Genomic DNA, 21,625 nt, shown 5'->3' on the forward strand with positions numbered 1-21,625 from the left:
ATTTTACGCGTGTGCCATTCTTGATTGCAGCCAACTGCGGGAGAACTTAAGGTCTTTTTCAATCAAACTGGCGCTGCATTCGAGTAGTTCACAGATCTCTTGGTTTTTCATGCCCATCAGATATTTGAGCTTTAACGCGTTGGATTGGCGTGGGTAGCGCACACTAAAGTTATCGAGTGCTTTATCCATGATGATGAGTTGCTCGAAGCGATCTTCTTCTTCTTTCATTAGCGTGATGTGTTGGCGTTTTTGCGCTTGATGCGAGCGAGCGTTGTCGATCAGGATTTGGCGCATTACTTTGGCTGCCATTAAGAAGAAATCGCGCTTGGTTTCAATCTCACTCATGTCGCAGTTAGACATCTTTAAATACGCGTCATGGATCAGCGCGGTGGTGCTGTTTACGCTGTCCGACAGTACCTTATTGTCGGTTCCGTATTTCTCTGCGTTGCGCTCGCGTTCTTGTTGAGCAATTTTACGCAGTTGTAGGTAAGCGAATTGGTACAACTCACTTTCCGCCTGTTTATCGCCTGCTTGCCACTGTTGGATAATTTGCGTCAGAGTAGATTTAGAAGTCATTGCTATACATCCTCACTTACTTTTACAAACTCAGAGATGGAATAGGTTTCAACGCGATCAGAACCATCGCGATTACGGCTAATGTCTTGTTGGTAACGATACAAAATGCCTTGCTCCCAGCTTTTGCCAGCAGGTAGGTATTCCCACGTGGTGTAGTTGATTTCTGCTGGGGTTGGTGACCAACGCACCATTACGTTCATTTGCGCGAGTTCAGCACTTGGCTGGTCATTGTTGACCCACCACATGTCCAAATACTCGTTGGTGACATCTTGGGTGTATAGACTGGTATCTGTAGGGCAGGTAACGGCATCGACAGGTAAACGCAACACTTGGTTATGACGCATTAGTAGACACGACTGCTTCATTGAGTCTTGTAGGTATTGAGTTTGCTGCCACACACCTTGGTAGGCTATTTGGTTATCAACCGAATCAGGATAGGTAAACCACAGCATTTCAGTGCGGTTGTGGTGTTTAACGTGTTCATTTGGTCCCAAACCTTGCACTTTTTCCATCAACAGTTGGGTATTTGGATCGAAGTTGAGTGCGACCGAGCGATATTTCCAGTCGCCTTCATCATCATAATCTTCCAGCGAGAAGCCATTTAGGTCATTGCGGGTGCAACCTGTATCCGCGCAGCCGACAAAGCTCTCCCACTCTGAGAACTTTTCAATTGGTTCGATAATGTCTTCGGTGACGCTTTGATTGAGCGCTAAGAAACAGCCTTGGAAATAGTCCCCCACGCTTGGGTGCTGGATCAGATTTTCTTCAGTGATGGTGAAGTTAACCTCACCGATTGGTGGGCGATAGCGGGGATGGTGCTGATAACGGATATCAAACGCACAGGCGCGACCTTGCCAATCCTTCTTCTTGATGATGATGTTCTTAAAGCGCACATCACGAGGCTCAAAAATGATTTCATCTGAGGCAAAGTTCTTCTCGATATAGCGTTGGCTTTCATTGAGGTGTTCGACCGCTTCTTGTACCGAAACCCAATCCAAATTGAGTTGGTGTTTGGCATCATCTAAAAAGTTGAGGTCGAGGCGCTTGAGTTGCGCTTGGAAGGCAGGGTCGGATAACACCTTGTTAGCCAACACGATTTCTTGGCGGTTTTCTGGTGTGCTGTCGAGAGAGAGCAACAAGCGGGTCATGTTGATACTGCGACTTGGCTTGGTGGTTGCCATTGTCGGAGTAAGCACTTCTTGGCTCGACATCGTGGTGAGCAAGTAGCCGTTATCGTCATTGCCGAGGAAGAAGCTGATGACATCGCCAGGACGATACTGAAATGCGCCTTTGTTTGTGTGACCAGACAGGTTGGAACTGGTTTTGTAATACAGACCAGTTACCGGTGAATCGATGAAGAAACCTTGTTTTATGGTAGGCGCTGTCGCTTCTGCCGACGGAGTCGTAGAAGTAGAGTTCGCCCATGCTGGTGCTATCGCTAACGCAGACAGCCAGATCGCAATGGAACGTGTGTGCATTTTAATTTTTAAGCCTTTTTTATGTTTAGCCTTACTGTTGAGTGCGGTCCTTTGGTGCACAATTTGGCTGACAACTTATTGATTTAGTGAGGTGCTTCTCTGGCACCGGTGTCATCATCGCCAACAGCATTTTCTGTTTTATGTGTTTGGGGATATCTGGGTTAGACAGAATCCGCCTGCGTGTCAGTTCCATCATGGCACTGACGGACATATGCTCGACGTTTTGCCCCTTGGCATGAAAGACAAGGCGCGTCACTTCGTACATGATGTCTTCTGCAATCTTTTTCTCTTGTTGCAGTTGTATGTTCTTTTGAATCAGAGTGTTACCAAACAGCAAACCAGATAACACTAAGATTGCGGACAACAGCGACGGCAGCGGTCGGCGTTGTACTAAACGAAGCGTACTGTACAGTGGCCAGTGCTTCTTTTGCTCTATTGGGCGTCGTTCTAAAATACATTCAATATCTTGGCGCAGTGTCCGAACATTGAGGTAGCGCTGCTTTGCTTTCGCTCGCGTTGCGCGTCTCACCACCCAATAAATATCTGACCATATTGGCTGATCAGGAAACATCAGCGCCAGAATCTTACCCAGTGAATACACATCACTTTGCTCAGTCAAAAACGCTCCGGCTTGCTGTTCTGGGCTGGCGTATTTTTCACTGAAGGCAATTAATGCCGGAGACGAATCATCACTGTTTGATTGCACCTTTTGTGTCAGGTTGAAATCGAGCAGTTTTGGTCGTTTATTGCGATCAATTAGGATGTTTTCTGGTTTGAGATCCGCATGCAGGACTTGATGCTGGTGGGCGTGTTCCATTGCCTGACAAATCTGCTTAAACAGCAACAACTTGTCATCGTCTTCCATTGGCGTGAGCAACAAATACGAGTCTAAGGTCTGACCAAAAACGCGTTCCATCACGATGTAAACCGAATCACCGTGCAAGCCGCCATCAAACACTTTGGCAATGTAAGGATGGTTCAAACGAGCCAGAAGCTGAGCTTCATCAAACAGCGCGCGTTTGCCTAATACATTACTGAGATTGGTTTGGATGAACTTGATCGCAAGGTCTTGCTCGAACGTCTCGTCAGCGCGCAGTGCCGCATATACGACCCCCATACCTCCACGCCCTAACTCGTGGGTGAGTCGGTACTTGCTAACTTCTTCGCCCGTTAGGTCGACCTCTTGTTTGGTTGCCAAATTCGCGCCGAAGCCGAGCAACTGTGTCAGTTGTTCTTCTTCGTTTTCGCTAGCTAAAAGAGGAGCGATTTGGAGGTAAAGCTCAGGTTGACTCTGCTGCAATTCGTTGAGGTATTGCTGCTTTTGAGAGTCGTCCAGATCAAGCAGGTGATAGTAAATCTGGGTTTCGCTAGAGCCTAACTGCACTGTACTTCGTATCTTATTGTTTTAGGTACGCTATTTTATAAGAAACTCAATATTAATGTCATTTATTTATTCAGCTTTGAATCACAATGTTGGAATTGCAATTTGATGGTTATTTGAGCGGTAAGGTTATGATTTTATTAATGATGTAGCAGATGGATTTTGCCGAGCTTGTCGACGAGGAGTCTATTCGTCATAATGTTACTAGTAACATTACTGATAAATTAGATATTTATGGCTCAGCAGAATAAGAAAGCACGAACGACATTGCAGGATGTCGCAGACAAAGTTGGCGTAACAAAAATGACCGTCTCGCGTTATATGCGCAATCCAGACTCAGTGGCAGAAAAAACGCGAGTGAAAATTGCCGCTGTAATTGAAGAGATGGGCTACATCGAAAACCGTGCTCCGGCGATGCTGTCGAAGTCTTCCAGTAAAGCGATTGGTATTTTACTGCCTTCACTGTCCAACCAAATTTTTGCGTCTTTTGTTCAGGGCATTGAAACGGTCACTAAAGCTAATGGCTATGAAACACTGCTTGCGCACTTTAGTTATGACGAGCTGGAAGAAGAACGCAAAATCGCGTCGCTGCTCTCTTATCAAGTTGACGGCTTAATCCTAACTGAAAGCCACCATACTCAACGCACTTTGCAGATGATCAAAAACGCTGGCGTTCCTGTGGTAGAGACCATGGAACTGCCAGAGCAGCCGATTGATATGGCGGTTGGTATGGACCACGAAGACGCTTCTTACAGCGTCGTAAAGCGCATGTTGGAGTCGGGCAAACGTACTATTGTTTACTTCGGTGCTCGCTTGGATACGCGTACTAAATTGCGTATGCAAGGCTACGATCGCGCAATGACAGAAGCAGGATTGGAGCCAAAACACGTGCTAACGGGCGATCACTCTAGCTTTTCGTTGGCGCATGATTTATTGGAGCGCGCACTGGCAACCTACCCAGAACTTGATGGTGTATTTTGTACCAACGACGACATCGCGATTGGTACCTTGTTGAGTGCTCAGCAACGCGGCATCAAAGTGCCAGATCAACTTGCGGTGGTGGGCTACAACGCATTGGACATCGGGCAAACTATTAGCCCGAAACTGACCAGTGTGGATACACCGCGTTTCGAGATTGGTGAGAAAAGTGCCGAGCTATTGATTGCACGCCTTAAGGGTGAAGAGCAAGCCGAGACGGTCGTGAACATGGGCTATCAAATTACAGCAGGCGAGAGCGTCTAACTCGCTCTGACTCACGTTTATTTTTCATCATTCGTTTCTGATAAGGACACGGGCATGCCACATCAACTTGATGCGCTAGACCTTAATTTAATGCGCTTACTTAAAGCCGTGGTAGAAAATCGCAGCATCAAGTTGGCGGCGATGCAGCTTGGTATTTCGCAACCCAGTGCCAGTCGTGGGGTGATGAAACTTAAAGACGTGTTTGATGATCCGCTGTTTGTGCGTAAAGCGCATGGGGTAGAGCCATCTCCAATGGCGATTCGCTTAGCGGCGGAATTCGATAACATGCTGTCGCCGCTAGAAAAAGTAGTGCAGGAGTTTTCGGAATTCGACCCACTTGAATACCAAGGTCAGATTGCGATAGTGACCGACCCTTACTTGATGGACGAGCAAGGTCAGCGTTTATTGCGCGGTTGCCATCAGGCGTTTCCTCAAGCCTCGTTTGCCTTCTCAAGCTGGAACATTTATTCCCAAGACGAGATGTTAGAGGGCGAGCACGACTACTGCATTCTCGATCAAGAAACCGAGTTGTCGAAAGACATCTACATGCGCCCATTGTTTGTTGAAAAGCGTGTGATTTTGGCGCGTAAAGACCACCCGACGTTGTCGCAAGTCAGTAATGACTGGGACACGGTGTCGGAATTGCCACTGGTCTCTTTGCCTGCACCTGCATCCTACAATCCGCTGTGTACGGTGGAGTCGGAATATCGCCGCATGGGTTACGAACCCGTTGTATTGCTCAAGTCCTACAACTTGCGTGTCGCTTGCCAAATGTTGCTTGAGACCGATGCCATCATGTATGCCAGCCAAAGTACTGCACATTTGATGCACGAGCTTGCCTCTTATCCAATGCCGATGGTCAACCGAGAGTTCAGCCAATTTGTTGTTTCTGGTGGTTATTTACAGACCTACCGTAACCACCCATTGCACCGCCATTTGCACCAAGTGATGCAGCAAACCCTCAATACGCCATTAACGTGATCGGATAAGCAAACTGCCCTTTAAGATATTCAAAAATGAATATCTCAATTACCTGTCTGTTTTACTGAAGAAGGGCTAATCTGACTACAAATAGTCAGGAGAAGCGGCTCTTTTTATCTTATCAATTCTTTGAATGTCTGATTCTTAAAGGACATTCACCATTCTCCGTTATGCAGTTTTTTAATTTCTGGGGAGGATGAATCATGCTCATTGCACGTCTATTTTTGTTGCTCGCCATCGTTGCCGAAGTTGCCGGTACCAGTACGATGTCGTTTATTGGTGAAAGTAATGCGTGGGAAGGCTATCTGGTGATGTACGTTCTGATCGCCATTTCCTATTACTTCTTGTCGAAAGCGGCAAAGAAAATCTCTATCGGTGTCGCGTACGCAACATGGGAAGGTTTGGGTATCGCCTTGATTACCCTGGTTTCTATTGTCTTATTTGATGCCAACTTAAGTACGCAGCAGTTGCTTGGTTTGGCGCTGGCGGTAGTCGGTATCGTGTGTGTGACGCTCGGTGAGTCGCACGGTCAGCCTCAACAAAAAGATGAGTTGCCAAGCTCATCGAATGCGAGGTGTTAATCATGAGCCAATTTTTTACTGTTTCATTTGGATTTGTTGTCATGGCGGCGTTGGTCGACATCATGGCGAACATGGCACTGACTCGCTCTAAAGGCTTTAAGCACAAAGGGTGGGGCATCACTGCGATTGTGTTGGTGATGGCGGCGTTTACCTTACTTGCTCAAGCGGTAAAAGAGATCGACCTTGCGATCGCATACGCCTCTTGGGGCGCGATAGGTATCTTAGGTACCGCGATTGGTGGCGCTTTGCTGTTCAAACAAAAGCTTAAGGCGATTGGTTGGTTTGGTATCTTTGTGGTGATTGCTGCAGTTGTGGTGATGAAGACGGCTTGATGTTCTTTGCCTGAGTCCTAGATATCGTCATTCTGAACAGCGAGGGACGAGCGTGATTCAGAATCTACCAACAAAAAGTGCTGTGGCAGAGGTGTTTCCTCTCGCTTCACAGCACTTTGATAGTAGATTCCTGATCTCGCCTAAGCTCGTCGGAATGACGGATTCATTCATTTATTTAAAAAGAAAAGTGACCAACCCCAAAGCTTGTCATTCTAAACAGCCAGGAACGAGCGTGATTCAGAATCTGCCAACAAAAAGTGCTGTGGCAGGGATGTTTCCTCTCACTTCACAGCACTTTGATATTAGATTCCTGATCTCACCTAGGCTCGTCGGAATGACGGATTCATTTATTTAAAAAGAAAAGTGACCAACCCCAAAGCTCGTCATTCTGAACAGCGAGGGACGAGCGTGATTCAGAATCTGCCAACAAAAAGTGCTGTGGCAGGGATGTTTCCTCTCACTTCACAGCACTTTGATAGTAGATTCCTGCTCTCGCCTAGGCTTGTCGGAATGACGGATTCATTCATTTATTTAAAAAGAAAAGTGACCAACCCCAAAGCTCGTCATTCTGAACAGCGAGGGACGAGCGTGATTCAGAATCTACCAACAAAAAGTGCTGTGGCAGAGATGTTTCCTCTCGCTTCACAGCACTTTGATATTGGATTCCTGATCTTGCCTAGGCTCGTCGGAATGACGGATTTATTTATTTAAAAAGAAAAGTGACCAACCCCAAAGCTCGTCATTCTGAACAGCGAGGGACGAGCGTGATTCAGAATCTGCCAACAAAAAGTGCTGTGGCAGGGATGTTTCCTCTCACTTCACAGCACTTTGATAGTAGATTCCTGCTCTTGCCTAGGCTTGTCGGAATGACGGGGTCTTTCTCTCCGCCTTAAACAATAAAGCTTGCGCCTTCTTCTGCGCTCGAAACACTTTGACGAATCACACTAAAGAAACCACGACCCCAAGTCTGTTGTTTCGCTTCAGTATCCATCTCTAACAATTCACGACCCATAACATCACTTAGGTTGTTCAGCTCGCCAGTTTGGCAATCAACGCGGATGATGTCGCCATTGCGGACTAAGCCAATCGCGCCACCACGAATTGCTTCTGGAGAAACGTGGATTGCCGATGGAATCTTACCCGATGCACCCGATAGTCGACCGTCCGTCACTAGCGCGACTTTAAAGCCCGCTTTCTGCACGTTGCCGAGAATTGGCATCAGTTTATGCAGCTCTGGCATGCCGTTCGCTGCAGGACCGTTGTGCGTCACGACCACGATGCAATCTTGGTTTAGCTCACCGCGTTTGTACGCCGCTTCCACTTCGTGTTGGCATTGGAATACGATTGCTGGCGCTTCGATGATGCGCTGATCTTCTTTCACCGCAGAGACTTTCACTACCGCTTTACCCAAGTTACCGTTGAGTACGCGAGTACCACCGGTGTTTTGGAAAGCTTGCGTTGGCGCAGCAATCACTTCGCCGTCTTGGCTGCCACCACATGGTGTCCAAGTCAGTTTGCCGTCGACTAGTTTAGGTAGTGTCATTTGGTCTTCGAATTCGCCGAATACCGGTTTCACGTCACGATGAAGCAAGCCTGACTCGTCCAAACGATGCAATAGCGCAGGTACGCCGCCCGCTTCTTGGAATGCGTTCATGTCAGCTGGACCATTCGGGTAAACGCGCGCCAATAGTGGCACCACTTCAGATAGGTCGCTGATGTCTTGCCATGTCAGAATCAAACCCGCTGCACGCGCCACTGCCAACATGTGAATAGTGTGGTTGGTACTGCCGCCCGATGCCAACAGCGCAATAATGCCGTTGATCAGGCTCTTTTCGGTGACCACTTCAGACAATGGACGGAAATTGGCTGAACCTGCATTCATTGCCGCGATTTTCAGAGCTGCATGATCGGTCAGCGCCTTACGTAGCTCAGTATGTGGATGGATGAATGCCGAACCTGGCAGCATCAAGCCCATTGCTTCAAACACAAGTTGGTTGGTGTTTGCCGTGCCGTAGAAAGTACACGTGCCAGCTGAGTGGTAAGCGCGACACTCCATATCAAGTAGCGCGTCTTTGCCTACTTCGCCCGCTGCGTATTTTTGGCGAACGTCGACTTTCTCTTCATTGCTGATGCCTGTTGCCATCAAACCTGCTGGCACAAACGCCGTTGGTAGGTGTGCGTAAGACAGCGCGCCCATCAATTGTCCTGGTGCGATTTTGTCGCAGATACCCAGAAGCAAGGTCGCGTCGAACACGTTGTGGCTCAGTGAAAGTGCTGTCGATTGAGCAATTAAGTCACGAGAAAACAGTGACATGTCCATGCCCGCTTGACCTTGAGTCACGCCATCACACATTGCCGGAACACAGCCAGCAACTTGCGCAGTGTGACCGTAACCAGACAGCACTTGCTTGATTTGATCAGGGTAGTGTTGGTATGGCTGGTGGGCACTCAGCATATCGTTGTAAGCACTGATCAGCGCTACATTCGAATGCGTGAAATCCAGAATGCTTTTCTTTTCTGAAGAACAAGATGCCGCAACAGCGTGAGCCAAGTTACCGCAAGACAGACCGACACGACCTTTGCCTGCTTCAGCTTGGACTTCAGTGCGAGCAAGAAACGCCGCACGCGCCTCTTTGCTGCGCTCAACTAAACGTTGGGTAACGTCTAAAATTACTTGATGAGTCATGCCATTGCCTCGTCTTGCACTAGGATTAACTCAGCGGCATTCGACACAACGTCTTCGATGGTTGCATCAATGCTGACGAAAATGGTGCGAGGCTCATCTTCTGGGCGTTCTAGAGCTTCGAACTGGCTGTTGACCATGTTCTCTTTCATGAAGTGACCTTGGCGAGCACGCATACGCTCAAGGATCAGTTCTTTGCTGCCGTCTAGGAAGAGGAAGGTCACGTTCTCGTTGCCTTCGCGGATTTGGTCACGATAAATCTTTTTTAGTGCCGAGCAGACAATAATGCCGTGCTCATTTTTGCTTTCTAAGCTATAAGCAGCGTCGCGGATACGTTCTAGCCAAGGTTTGCGGTCGTCGTCGTTCAGAGGCTGACCTGATGCCATCTTCTGAATGTTTGCTCGTGGGTGAAGATCATCACCATCAATGAATTTACGTCCCAGCTTTTTCGCCAAGTGCTCACCAATTGTGGTTTTGCCACTCGCACAAACGCCCATAACGACGACACTACTACCAGCCATAACTTATCCTCATAACAAATTTGCGCGTGATCTCAATTTTTGAATTCACTTTAAAATATGGGTTTATCTTATTCATGTTATCGGTAACATGTTACCGGTAACTCAAATAAATGTGAACCACAACACAAACAATAATTTTTAAAGGTGAACCCATGGAACAGCTAACCCAAGCTCCAGACCCTACGTTCCTATTAACGATTGCAGTCCTCGCGATTGCGGCGTTACTTGTATTGATTATTAAGCTAAAAGTGCACGCTTTTGCTTCCCTAACTATGGTGAGTTTAGGTACTGCGATTGCGACTGGCGTTTCTTCTGACCAAGTTGTCCCAACCATGATGAGTGGTTTCGGTGGCACACTGGCTTCAGTAGCATTGCTGGTTGGTCTTGGCGCAATGATCGGTAAGATTTTGGAAGTAACTGGCGGTGCGCAAGTGCTGGCAGATACTTTGATTGGACGCTTCGGTAAAGAGCGGGCACCATTTGCATTGGGTGTGGCTTCACTACTGTTCGGTTTCCCAATCTTCTTTGACGCTGGTCTAGTGGTAATGATGCCAATCATCCTAAGTGTGGCAGCACGCTTTGGTGGTTCGCCAATCAAATACGCACTACCAGCAGCAGGTGCATTCGCAGTAATGCACGGCTTTGTTCCTCCGCACCCAGGTCCAGTTGCAGCAGCAGAATTCCTAGGCGCAAACATTGGTCTACTGCTTGTTGTTGGTATCCTAGTGGCTATCCCAACTTGGTACCTAGGCGCTTACCTATTTGGTCTGTACGCAGGTAAGAAGTTCGATATCCCACTATCAAAAGCGTTCTTCAACGGTGAAACACAAGTTGATGAATCTAAGCTGCCAAAATTTGGCACAGTAATGACCATCCTAGTGTTGCCTGTACTGCTAATCTGTTTAGACACAGTATTGAACACGCTAGCGGTTGCGGGTGTGATTGATGGCAAAACCGCACTGGTTGAGTTCCTGCGTATGCTAGGTAAAACACCGGTAGCACTTCTGATTACTCTGCTTGTGTCTCTTGCGGTATTCGCGAAAGACTACGGCATGGCAAAACTTGAGAAGCTGTGTGGCGACTCATTGGCTCCTATCTGTGGCGTTATCCTAGTAACAGGTGCGGGCGGCATGTTTGGTGGCGTACTGCGTGCAAGTGGTATCGGTGATGCACTAGCAGACGTTCTGACTGACACAGGTATGCCAGTGATCGTAGCGGCATTTGTTATCTCTACCTGTCTGCGTGTTGCTCAAGGCTCAGCAACCGTAGCACTAACGACAACTGCAGCACTTATCGCGCCAGTAGTGGCTGCATCAACTGGTTTGAGCGAGCTAGACCTATGCTTTATCGTTATCGCGATTGCAGGTGGTGCAACAGTGCTTTCTCACTTCAACGACTCTGGTTTCTGGCTAGTATCTCGTCTACTAGAGATGGATGAGAAAACAACGCTAAAAACTTGGACGGTAATGGAAACTTTACTTGGTGGTATCGCGTTTATTATCGTAGCAACATTAAGCTTTATTCTTTAGAGGTTACCCATGACAACACTTGAACAACGATTAAGAGAAATCAAAATCGTCCCAGTTATCGCAATCAACGATGTAGCACACGCTCTGCCACTGGCAAAAGTGTTGGTAGAAAACGGTTTACCATGTGCGGAAGTAACATTCCGCACTGAAGCGGCGGCTGAGTCGATCCGCATCATGCGTGAAGCGTACCCAGAACTGCTGATCGGTGCTGGTACAGTACTGACAACAGAGCAAGTGGACATCGCAATTGAAGCTGGCGTGGATTTTATCGTGAGCCCAGGTTTCAACCCAACGACAGTGAAATACTGTCAGCAACGCAACGTGACAATCGTACCGGGTGTGAACAACCCAAGCTTGGTTGAGCAAGCGATGGAAATGGGTCTACGTACCCTGAAGTTCTTCCCTGCTGAGCCTTCAGGCGGCGTAAACATGCTTAAAGCACTAACGGCAGTTTACCCAGTGGAATTCATGCCAACTGGTGGTGTAAGCCCATCTAACGTGGAAGATTACCTAGCGCTGAAATCGGTTGTAGCGTGTGGCGGTACTTGGATGGTGCCAACCGCTATGATGGACAACGGCGACTGGGAAGGTATTGCTGAATTGGTTCGCGCAGTTAAGTAAAACGCGCAAACAGCTCCGAAATACCCCCTAACGTTTTAAAACGTGAATAGAAAAAGGGTCATCAAGTAATTGATGACCCTTTTTGTTTGTCTGTTTAAATCAGCAAAGTGATTAACGCATCGTCACGAACTCTTCAGAGCCTGTTGGGTGGATAGCCACAACAGAGTCGAAGTCTGCTTTGGTTGCGCCCATCTTCATTGCTACGCCGAAACCTTGAATCATTTCATCAACGGTAAAGCCGATGCCGTGTAGACCAACAACCGTTTCTTCTTCGCCAGCACATACTAGTTTCATCTTACATGGTTGACGGTGCTTAGTAACCGCTGTGTACATCGCAGTAAAGCCGGACGTGTAGACCTTGATGTTGTCTTTGCCGTACTTCTCTTCTGCTTCTTGAGTCGTTAGACCGATAGTGCCGATTGGTGGGTGGCTGAATACCACAGTTGGTACCAAATCGTAGTCCATCTTCGCGTTTGGTTTGTTGTTGAACAGACGCTCAGAAAGTTGACGACCCGCTTTAACAGCCACTGGTGTTAGCTCGATACCGCCTTCCATGATGTCACCTACACAGTAGATGCCTTTCACGTTAGTTTCTTGGTATTCGTCTACCTTGATGTAGCCACGATCGTTCGTTGCAACGCCAGTTGATGCTAGGTTGATAGCGTCAGTTGCTGGGTGACGACCGATTGCCCAGATTAGGGTATCAACGTTTTGGCTCTCACCGTTTTCCAGGTGCAGAGTTAGGCTGCCGTCTGCTTCTTTTACTACTTCTTTTGGAACAGAGTGGGTGTGCAGAGTTGGACCTTCTGCGTCCATCACTTCTACTAGCGTTTCGATGATCATTGGATCGAAGCTACGTAGTGGTGATTCTTTACGAACGAATAGGTGCGTTTCTGTGCCAAGTGCATGCAGCACGCCTGCGATTTCAACCGCGATGTAACCCGCGCCGATCACTGCAACGCGTTTTGGTTGCTCAGCAAGCTCGAAGAAGCCGTTTGAATCGATGCCGTATTCTGCGCCTGGGATGTTTGGAATCGTTGGACGACCACCCACTGCGATCAGGATGTGATCCGCTGTGTAGTGTTCACCATTTACTTCAACTGTTTTCTCGTCAACGAACTTAGCAAAGCCTTTGATCACGTTTACTTTGTTGTTGCCAAGAACGCGGTCGTAAGATTGGTGGATACGACCAATGTAAGCCTGACGACTCTCAACCAGTTTGCTCCAGTCGAAACCTTTTACATCTACATCGAAGCCGTAGTCTTCTGCGTACAGGTTCATTGCTTCTGCAACTTGCGCGCCGTGCCACATCACTTTCTTAGGCACACAACCAACGTTTACACAGGTACCGCCAAGGTCTTGAGCTTCGATAAGCGCTACTTTAGCACCGTACATTGCCGCACGGTTTGCTGATGCGATACCGCCGCTGCCGCCGCCGATACAGATATAATCAAAATGAGTCGCCATTACTTTCTCCAAGAGCTTATTAATTTTGTCTGACAACAACTACATTGGGGTGGTGGGTGATGAACTCAACAGCCCAACGGAATTGTTGTTAATTCCATGTCCCTATCATAAATCGAGTCTAGCAATTTCCTAAATGGGAAAAAGTGACATTGCTTATGACAAATAGCGATGAAAGGATAGCAAAGCGGAATAAGGCGCTATTCCGCTGGTGTTTTTCATGCTCAGGGTAGGGGAAAACCATTAACCGCAGCAGCTTGATGTGCCACAGCCTGACTGGGCTTGTACGTCTTTACCATCCGCAAGATAAGTGTTGGTTAGGTAGAAATCGCTAAACAGCTGCACGAAGTCTTCCGATACCGTCTTATCTACTAATCCTGACTCTAGGATGTGCTTTTGCCATGCCTGCATTTTTGGCAGACCACAGAAGAAGTCGTAACCAGAGTGCGCTTTGACGATAGCCGCGCGATGCAGAAGCGGCAACCAAGCCATGTCCACATTACTTAGTTCATCGGATTTAAAGAACTTGGTTTCACCAGACAGTTGGTTTTCTGCTTTTTGGAACGCTTTGATCAGCTTCTCTGCTCGTTCTTCAAAGGTTGCTTGGTCTTTGCTGCTCATCGTGCCGCACTGTGCCAAGTAGTGTTTAGAACCTAGGTAGCTCCATGCTCGGTCTAGTGCGCGTTGTTCGTTTGTCACGCTTTGCTCTAACGGACCGTATTCATCTTCGATGTATTCGATGATCGCATCCGACTCAAACAGTACCGTGCCAGACTCTGTCACCATCACAGGCACTTGACCGTTTGGTGAGATATCTAGGAACCATTGTGGCTTGTCTTTTAAGCTGATGTATTCAATCTCGTAAGGGATCTGTTTTGCTTCTAGTGCCGCAGTTACGCGTTGAACAAATGGGCAAATTTTAAAACTGATAACTTTAAGCATGGTCATTTCTCTCTATGTTTTAGCTTGTTTACATCCCTAAGACGCAGGCAAAAAAGAAAAGACGAAGCGCAGGCGAAAATTTTTTAGAAAATAAATAAAAAAAAGCGCAACGAGGTCATCGTTGCGCTTTAAGTTTCTGAAATTCAGTGTTTTTTATTCTGGAACGATCCAGTCGACTTTCCAGTGCCCCGTTGCTGGCGCGATCGCTTCTTGCAGGAACGGCAGAATTTCTTTCATCTGGCTTTCCAGTTTCCACGGTGGGTTAATCACGATCATGCCCGATGCCGTCATGCCACGCTCGTTGGTGTCTGGAGATACGCCCAATTCAATTTGCAGAATTTTGCGAATGCCAAGCCCTTCCAAACCTTCAATCATGTCTTCGATGTCATGGCGGTTTACGACTGGGTACCAAATCGCGTAGATGCCCGTTGCCCAACGTTTGTGGCTTTGGTAAATCGCTTGCACGACGTCGCGGTACTCTTTCGCCAGCTCGTATGGCGGGTCAATCAGCACCAAACCACGACGCTCTTGTGGTGGCAGACTGCCTTTTAGACGCTTAAAGCCATCTTCTTTGTAGATGCTCACTTGGCGATCACGATGGAACTCTTGCTCTAGTAGCGGGTGATCGGCTGGGTGCAGTTCAGTCAGAACCATGCGGTCTTGTGGGCGGATTTGCGCACGAGCAACACGTGGTGAGCCTGGGTAGTAACGCAGATTCTCACCGTTGTTCAATGTTTTGATTGAATCGATGTAGCTTGCGATCTCTTCAGGGATGTTTGAGTTGTCCCAAATGCGTGCGATGCCTTGTTTGTATTCGCCCGTTTTCTCAGACCATTCGTGAGTCAGATCGTAGCGTCCCACGCCCGAGTGGGTATCGTGATAAACAAACGGCTTATCTTTCTGCTTTAGTGCATCAAGAATGAGGCTTTGAACGATGTGTTTTACCACGTCAGCATGGTTGCCAGCGTGGAAGCTGTGGCGGTAACTTAACAAATTAAACTCTCGAAACACTCTTTGACTGAGTGTGGTCTGTGATTTTCGCGATATGGCGGTATTATACTCAAGTAACTTAAAGAAGTAGAACTTCGATTCAAATCAGTATCACTGATAGGGATTCGCTATTGAAATTTCTTTAAGTCACCCATACTTAGTATGAGTAAACAAATTGAACCTAAGTGGGATTGCGCCGCTCCAATAGAGTGCCAAACCGAACTTAGGCATAACAAGACTCAAGGACAGAGTAAGCGCTCTTTGACCCATTCGGTCATTGCTGCATCGAGAAAGGGAACGGAAATCCCCCCATCCATGTTGTCGGCTTGCCTGTGCATTGAGTTCGCCTACTGTTTTGCAAACACCAATAGGTGCTTTGCAAATGCGAATAGGCAAATACAGAGCCAAAACACAAAAGGAATTATTCATGTCTAATCCACTTCTTACGTTTACGGATCTTCCTCCGTTTTCGCAAATCAAACCAGAACACATTAAACCTGCAGTGGAGCAGGCGATTGCGGATTGTCGTGCCAAGATTGACGAGGTACTAAAAGACAACGCAAACCCAAGCTGGACCAGTGTGATCGCGCCTATTGAAGAAGCGGATGACCGCTTGAGCCGCATTTGGTCACCAGTGGGTCACATGAACTCAGTAGTGAACAGCGAAGCGCTACGCGAGGCTTACGAAAGCTGTCTACCAATCCTGTCTGAGTACGGTACTTGGGTTGGTCAGCACAAAGGTCTTTACGAAGCGTACAAAGCGATCAAAGGCAGCGAAGAGTACGCGACACTAACGCGTGCACAGCAGAAGACCATTTCGGATTCACTACGCGACTTCGAGCTTTCGGGCATCGGTCTACCATCAGACGAGCAACATCGCTACGGCGAAATCAGCAAGCGTATGTCTGAGCTGAGCTCGAAATTCTCCAACAACGTGCTGGATGCAACTATGGGTTGGACTAAGCACGTTGCCGACGAAGAAGACCTAGCGGGTATGCCAGAATCTGCACTTGCAGCGGCAAAAGCGGCAGCAGAAGCAAAAGAGCTCGATGGCTACCTAATCACGCTAGATATCCCATCTTACCTACCAGTTATGACGTACTGTGATAACCAAGACCTACGTAAAGAAGTGTACGAAGCGTACGTAACGCGCGCTTCTGATCGTGGTCCAAATGCAGGCAAGTGGGACAACACAGAAATCATCACTGAGCAGCTAAAACTGCGTCATGAAATCTCTCGTATGTTGGGTTTCAACACTTACAGCGAGAAATCTCTGGCAACCAAAATGGCAGAGAACCCAGCGCAAGTTCTTGGCTTCTTGAACGATTTGGCAACCAAAGCGAAGCCACAAGGTGAGCGCGAAATTGAAGAGCTACGCCAGTTTGCTAACGCAGAATTTGGTGTTAGCGAGCTAAACGTCTGGGATATCGCGTACTACAGCGAGAAGCAAAAGCAGCACTTGTTCCAAATCTCGGATGAAGAACTGCGTCCTTACTTCCCTGAATCAAAAGCAGTAAGTGGTCTATTTGAAGTGCTAAACCGCGTGTTTGGTATGACAGTGACAGAGCGTGAAGGCGTAGATACTTGGCACGAATCCGTGCGTTTCTTCGATATCTTCGATGGCGAAGGCACATTGCGCGGTAGCTTCTACCTAGATCTATATGCACGCGAACACAAACGTGGCGGTGCGTGGATGGACGATTGCCGCGGTCGTCGTGTGACGCTATCAGGCGAGCTACAAACACCGGTCGCTTACCTAACGTGTAACTTCAACCGTCCTGTGGGCGACAAGCCTGCACTGTTTACGCACGATGAAGTGGTGACTCTGTTCCACGAGTTTGGTCACGGTATCCACCACATGCTGACGCAAGTAGAAACAGGCGCGGTATCGGGTATTAACGGTGTGCCTTGGGATGCGGTTGAGCTACCAAGTCAGTTCCTAGAAAACTGGTGTTGGGAAGAAGACGCGCTGGCGTTTATTTCTGGTCACTACGAGACTGGCGAGCCGCTACCAAAAGCAATGCTAGATAAAATGCTAGCAGCGAAGAACTTCCAGTCGGCGATGGGCATCCTACGTCAGCTAGAATTCGGCTTGTTCGACTTCACTCTGCATACAGAATACGACCCAGAAGTGGGTGCTCGTGTACTTGAAACCTTGGCAGAAGTGAAAGAGAAAGTGGCAGTTGTACCAGCGGTTGAGTGGGCGCGTTTCTCACACAGCTTTGGTCACATCTTCGCGGGTGGTTACAGCGCGGGTTACTACAGCTACCTATGGGCAGAAGTACTGTCTTCAGACGCGTTCTCTCGCTTTGAAGAAGAAGGTATCTTCAACAAAGAAACCGGTCTGAGTTTCTTGAACAACATCCTAGAAATGGGTGGCAGTGAAGAACCAATGGAGCTATTTAAGCGCTTCCGTGGTCGTGAGCCAGAAATCGATGCGTTACTGCGTCATTCAGGTATCGCAGCGTAATCTCGATTGAGAATGAAAATGGGCAGCCAAGTGGCTGCCCATTTTTTTATTCATAGATTCAGCTTTTAGTATCTGATTCAGACTGTTATGGATTTACGCTGCGATTGATCGGGTTTTGCAGCGAAATCAGTGTCTCGGTGGATTGCACTTCGTCGATCGCTTGAAGCTTATCAATCAATACAAATTGCAGCTCCTCAATCGATTTGCACATCAATTTGACGAATATGTTATACGCGCCTGTGGTGTAGTAAGCTTCTACCACTTCATCGAGGGCATTGAGCTTTTCTAGCGCTGAATGATAGTCGCGCGCGGCATTCAAGTTGATGCCGATAAAGCAACATACGTCATATCCTAGCTTTTTGGTATTGACGATTACCTCAGTACCTTCGATGATGTCTGCCGCTTTCATTTTCTCGATACGAACGTGGATGGTCGCTGGGCTGACATTAAATTGTTTTGCCATTTCTGCGTAAGGCTTACGCGCATCCGCCATCAGAGTTTTGAGAATCGCGCGATCAAGATCGTCGAGTTTAGGCAAGCTCGCATTCATACAATTATTTCCGTTGGGTATGAGGTTTAAAGTTCATTTTATACTCACAGCGGACAGGATTCACAAGGTTTACGCAGGGATAACCGCGAGGTAGCTCTGAAGTCATGGAGTTGATGTGCCATTTTTTCTGTTTTGCATAGCGATCATGTTCAGTGCTGTCGCTGCGGCGCAAGAGCAAAAAGTCCTCGTTGTTCACTCTTACCATCAAGGTTTCTTCTGGACTGATTCTATCCAGCGTGGTTTCACCCAGCAGCTTGAGGGGCGACAGCTTGATACGCGCGTGTTGTATCTCGATTCCAAGCGCAGTCAAAGCCAGCACTTCTTTAATCAGCTGGAGTCCCTTTATCGCACCAAACTGAGCGAAGAGCATTTTGACGCGATCGTGGTCAGCGATAACAATGCACTTGCTTTGATGCAGCGTTTGTCTTCGGTTATCAAAGATACACCGGTGATTTTCAGTGGTATCAATAACTATCATCCTGCACTGCATCAGGGGTTGAAGGCGACGGGCGTGATTGAAGACGTCGATCTGTCCGCCAACCTCGCCTTAATTGAGCGTTTGCATCCGACCCACAAGCAAATCCTTATTGTCAGTGACCATTCTGTTACTGGGGCGGCACTTCGTGCTCAGATCGAAGACTTTCTTGATAATAACCCAGTATATCGCGACAAAATCCTTCATTTAGTGCCGGAAACGGTCGATGACTTAAAACAACAAGTGTCGCAAATGAGCATCGACAACGTAGTGCTGTTTTGGACTTACTACCGCGATATTCACGGTAACGTTGCGACCGATAAAGACTGGCGGGATATCAACCAAGCCTCTAATGCACCGCTGTTTATGGTGCACGATATTGGACTTGGGCACGGTGCGGTTGGCGGTGTGATTCAAACTGGCTATCGCCAAGGTTTTGAAGCTGCGAAGTTATTGGCACAAGTGCTGGATAACCCACAGCAACCTTTGCCTGCGATTGTGCGTGCAGAATCGGACATCAAACTCGACTATCAATCGGTTGTGCGTTGGGGCTTAGGCGCAGAGCAAGAAGCCTCGTCGGTGTTCTTCAATAAGCCGGTGGAATTTACTGAGCGTTACGCCCGAGAAATTAAACTGTTTGGTAGTGTGCTGGTGGCAATGACCATCGTGATTATGCTGCTTAGTTACTACCTGCATCGCATTCGTCGCAGCGAAAGTATTGCTCGCGAGAGCCAGACGATTTTAGAGTCGGTGTTTGACCAAAGCATGCAGTACATGGGCATTCTCGACCAGCATGGTTTGCTTAAATCTGGTAACGATCGTCTGCAATCGTTACTTAATCATCAGGATATGCGTGTCGATCGTCCGCTTTGGCATCATAAAAACTGGAGCGAAGAAGCACGCCAGCTACTTGCCAATTATTTCCAGTCCAGCCATCGCCAAGTCTCCACTTTTGAAACGGAGATCTGGAGTAAAGAACATGGCGCTATGGTGCTGGAAGTGTCCCTCAAACCGTTTTCTCAGCAAGTGGCAAACCAAGAGCAATACTTGTTCGAAGCGCGTGACATCACCAGCCGTAAAGCGATGGAAGACAAGCTCTACCAACGTGAATCGAGTTTGCGTAACTACTACGAGCAGCAACCGGTAATGATGGTGACGTTAGATAACAATAACCGCATTCAGGAAGTGAACCGTTTTGCCCAGCAGCTTTTGGGTTATCAACCGTTGGATATGTTGGGGCATCGCCTACGTGAGTTCTATTCAGACGAAAAAGCGCTGATCCCGCGCCAAGTGCTACTACAACCGCAGCAAGTGATGCACGGCGTTTGGCGTCGCGAAATCGAATATCGTCATGCGGATGGTCATCGTGTTTGGGTACGTGAAAACATTCGCCCATTAAGAGATTCCGACCAACTGCTGATCGTTGGTGAAGACATAACTGAGACCAAGAAGCTCGCCAAACAGCTTGAGTACCAAGCACGTTACGATTTGCTGACTGACACCTACAACCGTAACTATTTCGAGTTAGAGCTGCAAACCGCACTGCGAGAAGTAGAAAGCCACCGTCGAGTTCATGCAATGTTGTATCTCGATCTCGACCAGCTAAAAGTGCTTAACGATACCGTGGGTCATGATGCCGGTGATGCGGCTATTCAGTTCTGTGCCAGCATGTTGGAAGAGGTGCTGCCATACAATGCAGTCTTGGCACGCATGGGTGGTGATGAATTTGCTGTGTTGTTGAAAGATTGCGATGAGCACGGTGCAATTAACGTTGCCAAGCAGATTATCACGACCTTGAGCGAACAGCTTTTCCGTTGGGAAGACACGCAACTGTTTATGAGCTGCTCAGTGGGCATTCGTATCATTGACCACACTGCCGAAACGCCACAAATGGTCCATGCTCAAGCAGATTCCGCGTGTCATGTTGCCAAAGAGCAGGGACGCAATCGCTATAACCTATTCAGCTTAGATAACGAAGAGTTGCAGCGTCGCCAGTTAGAAATGCAGAGCGTTAATCTGGTGCACGAAGCGCTATCGAGTAAGCGTCTTGAACTGTTTGCTCAGCGCATTGTTAACTTAAGCGGTGAAGGCTCACCATTGTGCTTTGAGATTCTGGTGCGTATTCGTGATGCACAGGGCAATTACTTGTCTCCTGGTGTTTTTATCCCAGCCTCTGAACGCTACAACATCGCGCATTGGATTGATAAACAAGTGATTACCCAAACCCTAGAGTGGTTTGAAGCTCGCCCAGAGATAGTAGAAAAACTCGGACGCTGCGCGATCAACTTGTCCGGTCAGTCGATGGGGAATCAAGAGTTTATCGACTTCCTGCTAGAGCGTTTGCAGTCGTCCTCGATTCCTTGTGAGAAGATCTGTTTAGAAATTACCGAAACTGCAGCGATGAGCAATATCGACCAAGCGCTCGGCTTCTTCACTCGCGTGCGCACGCTGGGCTGTTTGATTGCGTTGGACGATTTTGGTTCTGGCTTGTCTTCTTTTGGCTACTTAAAGCAACTTCCTGTCGATATCGTGAAAATTGATGGTCTTTTCGTGCGAGATATCAACGTAAACGAGATGGATCGTGTGATGGTGCGTTCAATCAACGACTTAGCCAAGCAGATGGGCAAAGTCACGGTGGCGGAATTTGTTGAGAATGACCAAGTTAGAGAGCTGCTGATCGAACTTGGTGTCGACTATGGGCAAGGTTATGGCATTGGGCATCCTAAACCTTTGGCTGAGCTGGTCGACGAACTCCAACAGCTTTAACCATCTAGACGAACGTCATCTAACTTCTCCCCAACCTAGCAAT

Annotated in this window: 18 protein-coding genes; 9 read left to right on the plus strand and 9 right to left on the minus strand. The window is 47.8% G+C overall.

From position 1 onward, the window contains the following. Positions 1–3: 3 nt before the first annotated feature. From ABMY42_RS15225 to ABMY42_RS15235, 3 genes are read right to left on the minus strand one after another with little or no spacing between them, the layout of a single operon-like run. Positions 4–576, minus strand: coding sequence for a sigma-70 family RNA polymerase sigma factor (locus ABMY42_RS15225; RefSeq protein WP_005446332.1), 573 nt, complete (start codon positions 574–576; stop codon positions 4–6). Between the two features lie 2 nt (positions 577–578). Continuing rightward, positions 579–2,054: a chromosome partitioning protein ParA gene (locus tag ABMY42_RS15230; protein ID WP_349266511.1), complete on the minus strand. Its 1,476-nt coding sequence runs from the start codon at positions 2,052–2,054 to the stop codon at positions 579–581. 31 nt (positions 2,055–2,085) lie between these two features. After that, positions 2,086–3,438 (minus strand): serine/threonine-protein kinase, encoded by a 1,353-nt coding sequence (locus ABMY42_RS15235; protein ID WP_017189912.1) that lies wholly within the window; start codon positions 3,436–3,438, stop codon positions 2,086–2,088. Between the two features lie 231 nt (positions 3,439–3,669). Here ABMY42_RS15235 and ABMY42_RS15240 point away from each other — a divergent pair, with 231 nt between their 5' ends. The 5 genes from ABMY42_RS15240 to ABMY42_RS15260 all read left to right on the plus strand — a co-directional run bounded on the left by ABMY42_RS15240 (position 3,670) and on the right by ABMY42_RS15260 (position 7,282). Then, complete coding sequence (locus ABMY42_RS15240) at positions 3,670–4,677, plus strand: LacI family DNA-binding transcriptional regulator (protein WP_038899404.1); 1,008 nt, start codon at positions 3,670–3,672, stop codon at positions 4,675–4,677. 54 nt (positions 4,678–4,731) lie between these two features. Next, complete coding sequence (locus tag ABMY42_RS15245; protein ID WP_349266512.1) at positions 4,732–5,658, plus strand: LysR family transcriptional regulator; 927 nt, start codon at positions 4,732–4,734, stop codon at positions 5,656–5,658. 203 nt (positions 5,659–5,861) lie between these two features. Then, positions 5,862–6,239 carry an SMR family transporter gene (locus ABMY42_RS15250; RefSeq protein WP_005430013.1) on the plus strand — a complete coding sequence of 126 codons (378 nt, stop codon included), beginning with the start codon at positions 5,862–5,864 and terminating at the stop codon, positions 6,237–6,239. 2 nt (positions 6,240–6,241) lie between these two features. Then, complete coding sequence (locus ABMY42_RS15255) at positions 6,242–6,571, plus strand: SMR family transporter (protein WP_050907810.1); 330 nt, start codon at positions 6,242–6,244, stop codon at positions 6,569–6,571. 408 nt (positions 6,572–6,979) lie between these two features. Next, entirely contained in the window at positions 6,980–7,282 is a 303-nt protein-coding gene (locus ABMY42_RS15260) for a hypothetical protein (protein WP_349266513.1), read from the plus strand. A gap of 178 nt (positions 7,283–7,460) precedes the next feature. Here ABMY42_RS15260 and edd read toward each other — a convergent pair whose 3' ends face one another. Both edd and ABMY42_RS15270 read right to left on the minus strand, forming a co-directional pair. Then, on the minus strand, positions 7,461–9,257 hold the full coding sequence (edd, locus tag ABMY42_RS15265) for a phosphogluconate dehydratase (RefSeq protein ID WP_349266514.1): 1,797 nt from the start codon (positions 9,255–9,257) through the stop codon (positions 7,461–7,463). Continuing rightward, complete coding sequence (locus ABMY42_RS15270) at positions 9,254–9,775, minus strand: gluconokinase (protein ID WP_005449047.1); 522 nt, start codon at positions 9,773–9,775, stop codon at positions 9,254–9,256. The genes edd and ABMY42_RS15270 overlap by 4 nt, the downstream gene beginning before the upstream one ends. A 152-nt stretch (positions 9,776–9,927) precedes the next feature. Here ABMY42_RS15270 and ABMY42_RS15275 point away from each other — a divergent pair, with 152 nt between their 5' ends. Together ABMY42_RS15275 and ABMY42_RS15280 are read left to right on the plus strand one after the other, a co-directional pair. Beyond that, positions 9,928–11,304, plus strand: coding sequence for a GntP family permease (locus tag ABMY42_RS15275; protein ID WP_005434597.1), 1,377 nt, complete (start codon positions 9,928–9,930; stop codon positions 11,302–11,304). A 9-nt stretch (positions 11,305–11,313) separates the two neighbouring features. After that, positions 11,314–11,925: a bifunctional 4-hydroxy-2-oxoglutarate aldolase/2-dehydro-3-deoxy-phosphogluconate aldolase gene (locus ABMY42_RS15280; RefSeq protein WP_005430025.1), complete on the plus strand. Its 612-nt coding sequence runs from the start codon at positions 11,314–11,316 to the stop codon at positions 11,923–11,925. Positions 11,926–12,036: 111 nt separating this feature from the next. Here ABMY42_RS15280 and gorA read toward each other — a convergent pair whose 3' ends face one another. The 3 genes from gorA to ABMY42_RS15295 form a co-directional block, all read right to left on the minus strand. Then, positions 12,037–13,392, minus strand: coding sequence for a glutathione-disulfide reductase (gene gorA / locus ABMY42_RS15285; RefSeq protein WP_005429991.1), 1,356 nt, complete (start codon positions 13,390–13,392; stop codon positions 12,037–12,039). A 240-nt stretch (positions 13,393–13,632) separates the two neighbouring features. Then, the gene (locus ABMY42_RS15290) at positions 13,633–14,337 is read right to left on the minus strand and encodes a glutathione S-transferase family protein (protein WP_349266515.1); all 705 of its coding nucleotides are present in this window, start codon (positions 14,335–14,337) and stop codon (positions 13,633–13,635) included. Between the two features lie 147 nt (positions 14,338–14,484). Next, a complete protein-coding gene (locus ABMY42_RS15295; RefSeq protein WP_005434590.1) occupies positions 14,485–15,324 on the minus strand; it encodes a 23S rRNA (adenine(2030)-N(6))-methyltransferase RlmJ in 840 nt (279 codons plus the stop codon). A 424-nt stretch (positions 15,325–15,748) separates the two neighbouring features. Here ABMY42_RS15295 and prlC point away from each other — a divergent pair, with 424 nt between their 5' ends. Next, positions 15,749–17,791: an oligopeptidase A gene (gene prlC, locus ABMY42_RS15300; protein ID WP_349266516.1), complete on the plus strand. Its 2,043-nt coding sequence runs from the start codon at positions 15,749–15,751 to the stop codon at positions 17,789–17,791. Positions 17,792–17,876: 85 nt separating this feature from the next. On the opposite strand, the gene asnC is transcribed toward prlC, so the two are convergent. Continuing rightward, the gene (gene asnC / locus ABMY42_RS15305) at positions 17,877–18,341 is read right to left on the minus strand and encodes a transcriptional regulator AsnC (protein ID WP_005430014.1); all 465 of its coding nucleotides are present in this window, start codon (positions 18,339–18,341) and stop codon (positions 17,877–17,879) included. A gap of 115 nt (positions 18,342–18,456) precedes the next feature. On the opposite strand from asnC, the gene ABMY42_RS15310 reads away from it, so the two are divergent. Continuing rightward, entirely contained in the window at positions 18,457–21,582 is a 3,126-nt protein-coding gene (locus ABMY42_RS15310) for an EAL domain-containing protein (RefSeq protein WP_349266517.1), read from the plus strand. Positions 21,583–21,625 lie beyond the last annotated feature (43 nt).

This window comes from Vibrio sp. SSH13-20 (assembly GCF_040104475.1).
Taxonomy (GTDB): Bacteria; Pseudomonadota; Gammaproteobacteria; order Enterobacterales; family Vibrionaceae; genus Vibrio; species Vibrio harveyi.

What these genes read in the sequence shown, in the direction of transcription:
- ABMY42_RS15225 (WP_005446332.1), bottom strand. Translation starts at nt 576, where the DNA reads ATGACTTCTAAATCTACTCTGACGCAAATTATCCAACAGTGGCAAGCA.
- ABMY42_RS15230 (WP_349266511.1), bottom strand. Translation starts at nt 2,054, where the DNA reads ATGCACACACGTTCCATTGCGATCTGGCTGTCTGCGTTAGCGATAGCA.
- ABMY42_RS15240 (WP_038899404.1), top strand. Translation starts at nt 3,670, where the DNA reads ATGGCTCAGCAGAATAAGAAAGCACGAACGACATTGCAGGATGTCGCA.
- ABMY42_RS15245 (WP_349266512.1), top strand. Translation starts at nt 4,732, where the DNA reads ATGCCACATCAACTTGATGCGCTAGACCTTAATTTAATGCGCTTACTT.
- ABMY42_RS15250 (WP_005430013.1), top strand. Translation starts at nt 5,862, where the DNA reads ATGCTCATTGCACGTCTATTTTTGTTGCTCGCCATCGTTGCCGAAGTT.
- ABMY42_RS15255 (WP_050907810.1), top strand. Translation starts at nt 6,242, where the DNA reads ATGAGCCAATTTTTTACTGTTTCATTTGGATTTGTTGTCATGGCGGCG.
- edd (WP_349266514.1), bottom strand. Translation starts at nt 9,257, where the DNA reads ATGACTCATCAAGTAATTTTAGACGTTACCCAACGTTTAGTTGAGCGC.
- ABMY42_RS15270 (WP_005449047.1), bottom strand. Translation starts at nt 9,775, where the DNA reads ATGGCTGGTAGTAGTGTCGTCGTTATGGGCGTTTGTGCGAGTGGCAAA.
- ABMY42_RS15275 (WP_005434597.1), top strand. Translation starts at nt 9,928, where the DNA reads ATGGAACAGCTAACCCAAGCTCCAGACCCTACGTTCCTATTAACGATT.
- ABMY42_RS15280 (WP_005430025.1), top strand. Translation starts at nt 11,314, where the DNA reads ATGACAACACTTGAACAACGATTAAGAGAAATCAAAATCGTCCCAGTT.
- gorA (WP_005429991.1), bottom strand. Translation starts at nt 13,392, where the DNA reads ATGGCGACTCATTTTGATTATATCTGTATCGGCGGCGGCAGCGGCGGT.
- ABMY42_RS15290 (WP_349266515.1), bottom strand. Translation starts at nt 14,337, where the DNA reads ATGACCATGCTTAAAGTTATCAGTTTTAAAATTTGCCCATTTGTTCAA.
- prlC (WP_349266516.1), top strand. Translation starts at nt 15,749, where the DNA reads ATGTCTAATCCACTTCTTACGTTTACGGATCTTCCTCCGTTTTCGCAA.
- asnC (WP_005430014.1), bottom strand. Translation starts at nt 18,341, where the DNA reads ATGAATGCGAGCTTGCCTAAACTCGACGATCTTGATCGCGCGATTCTC.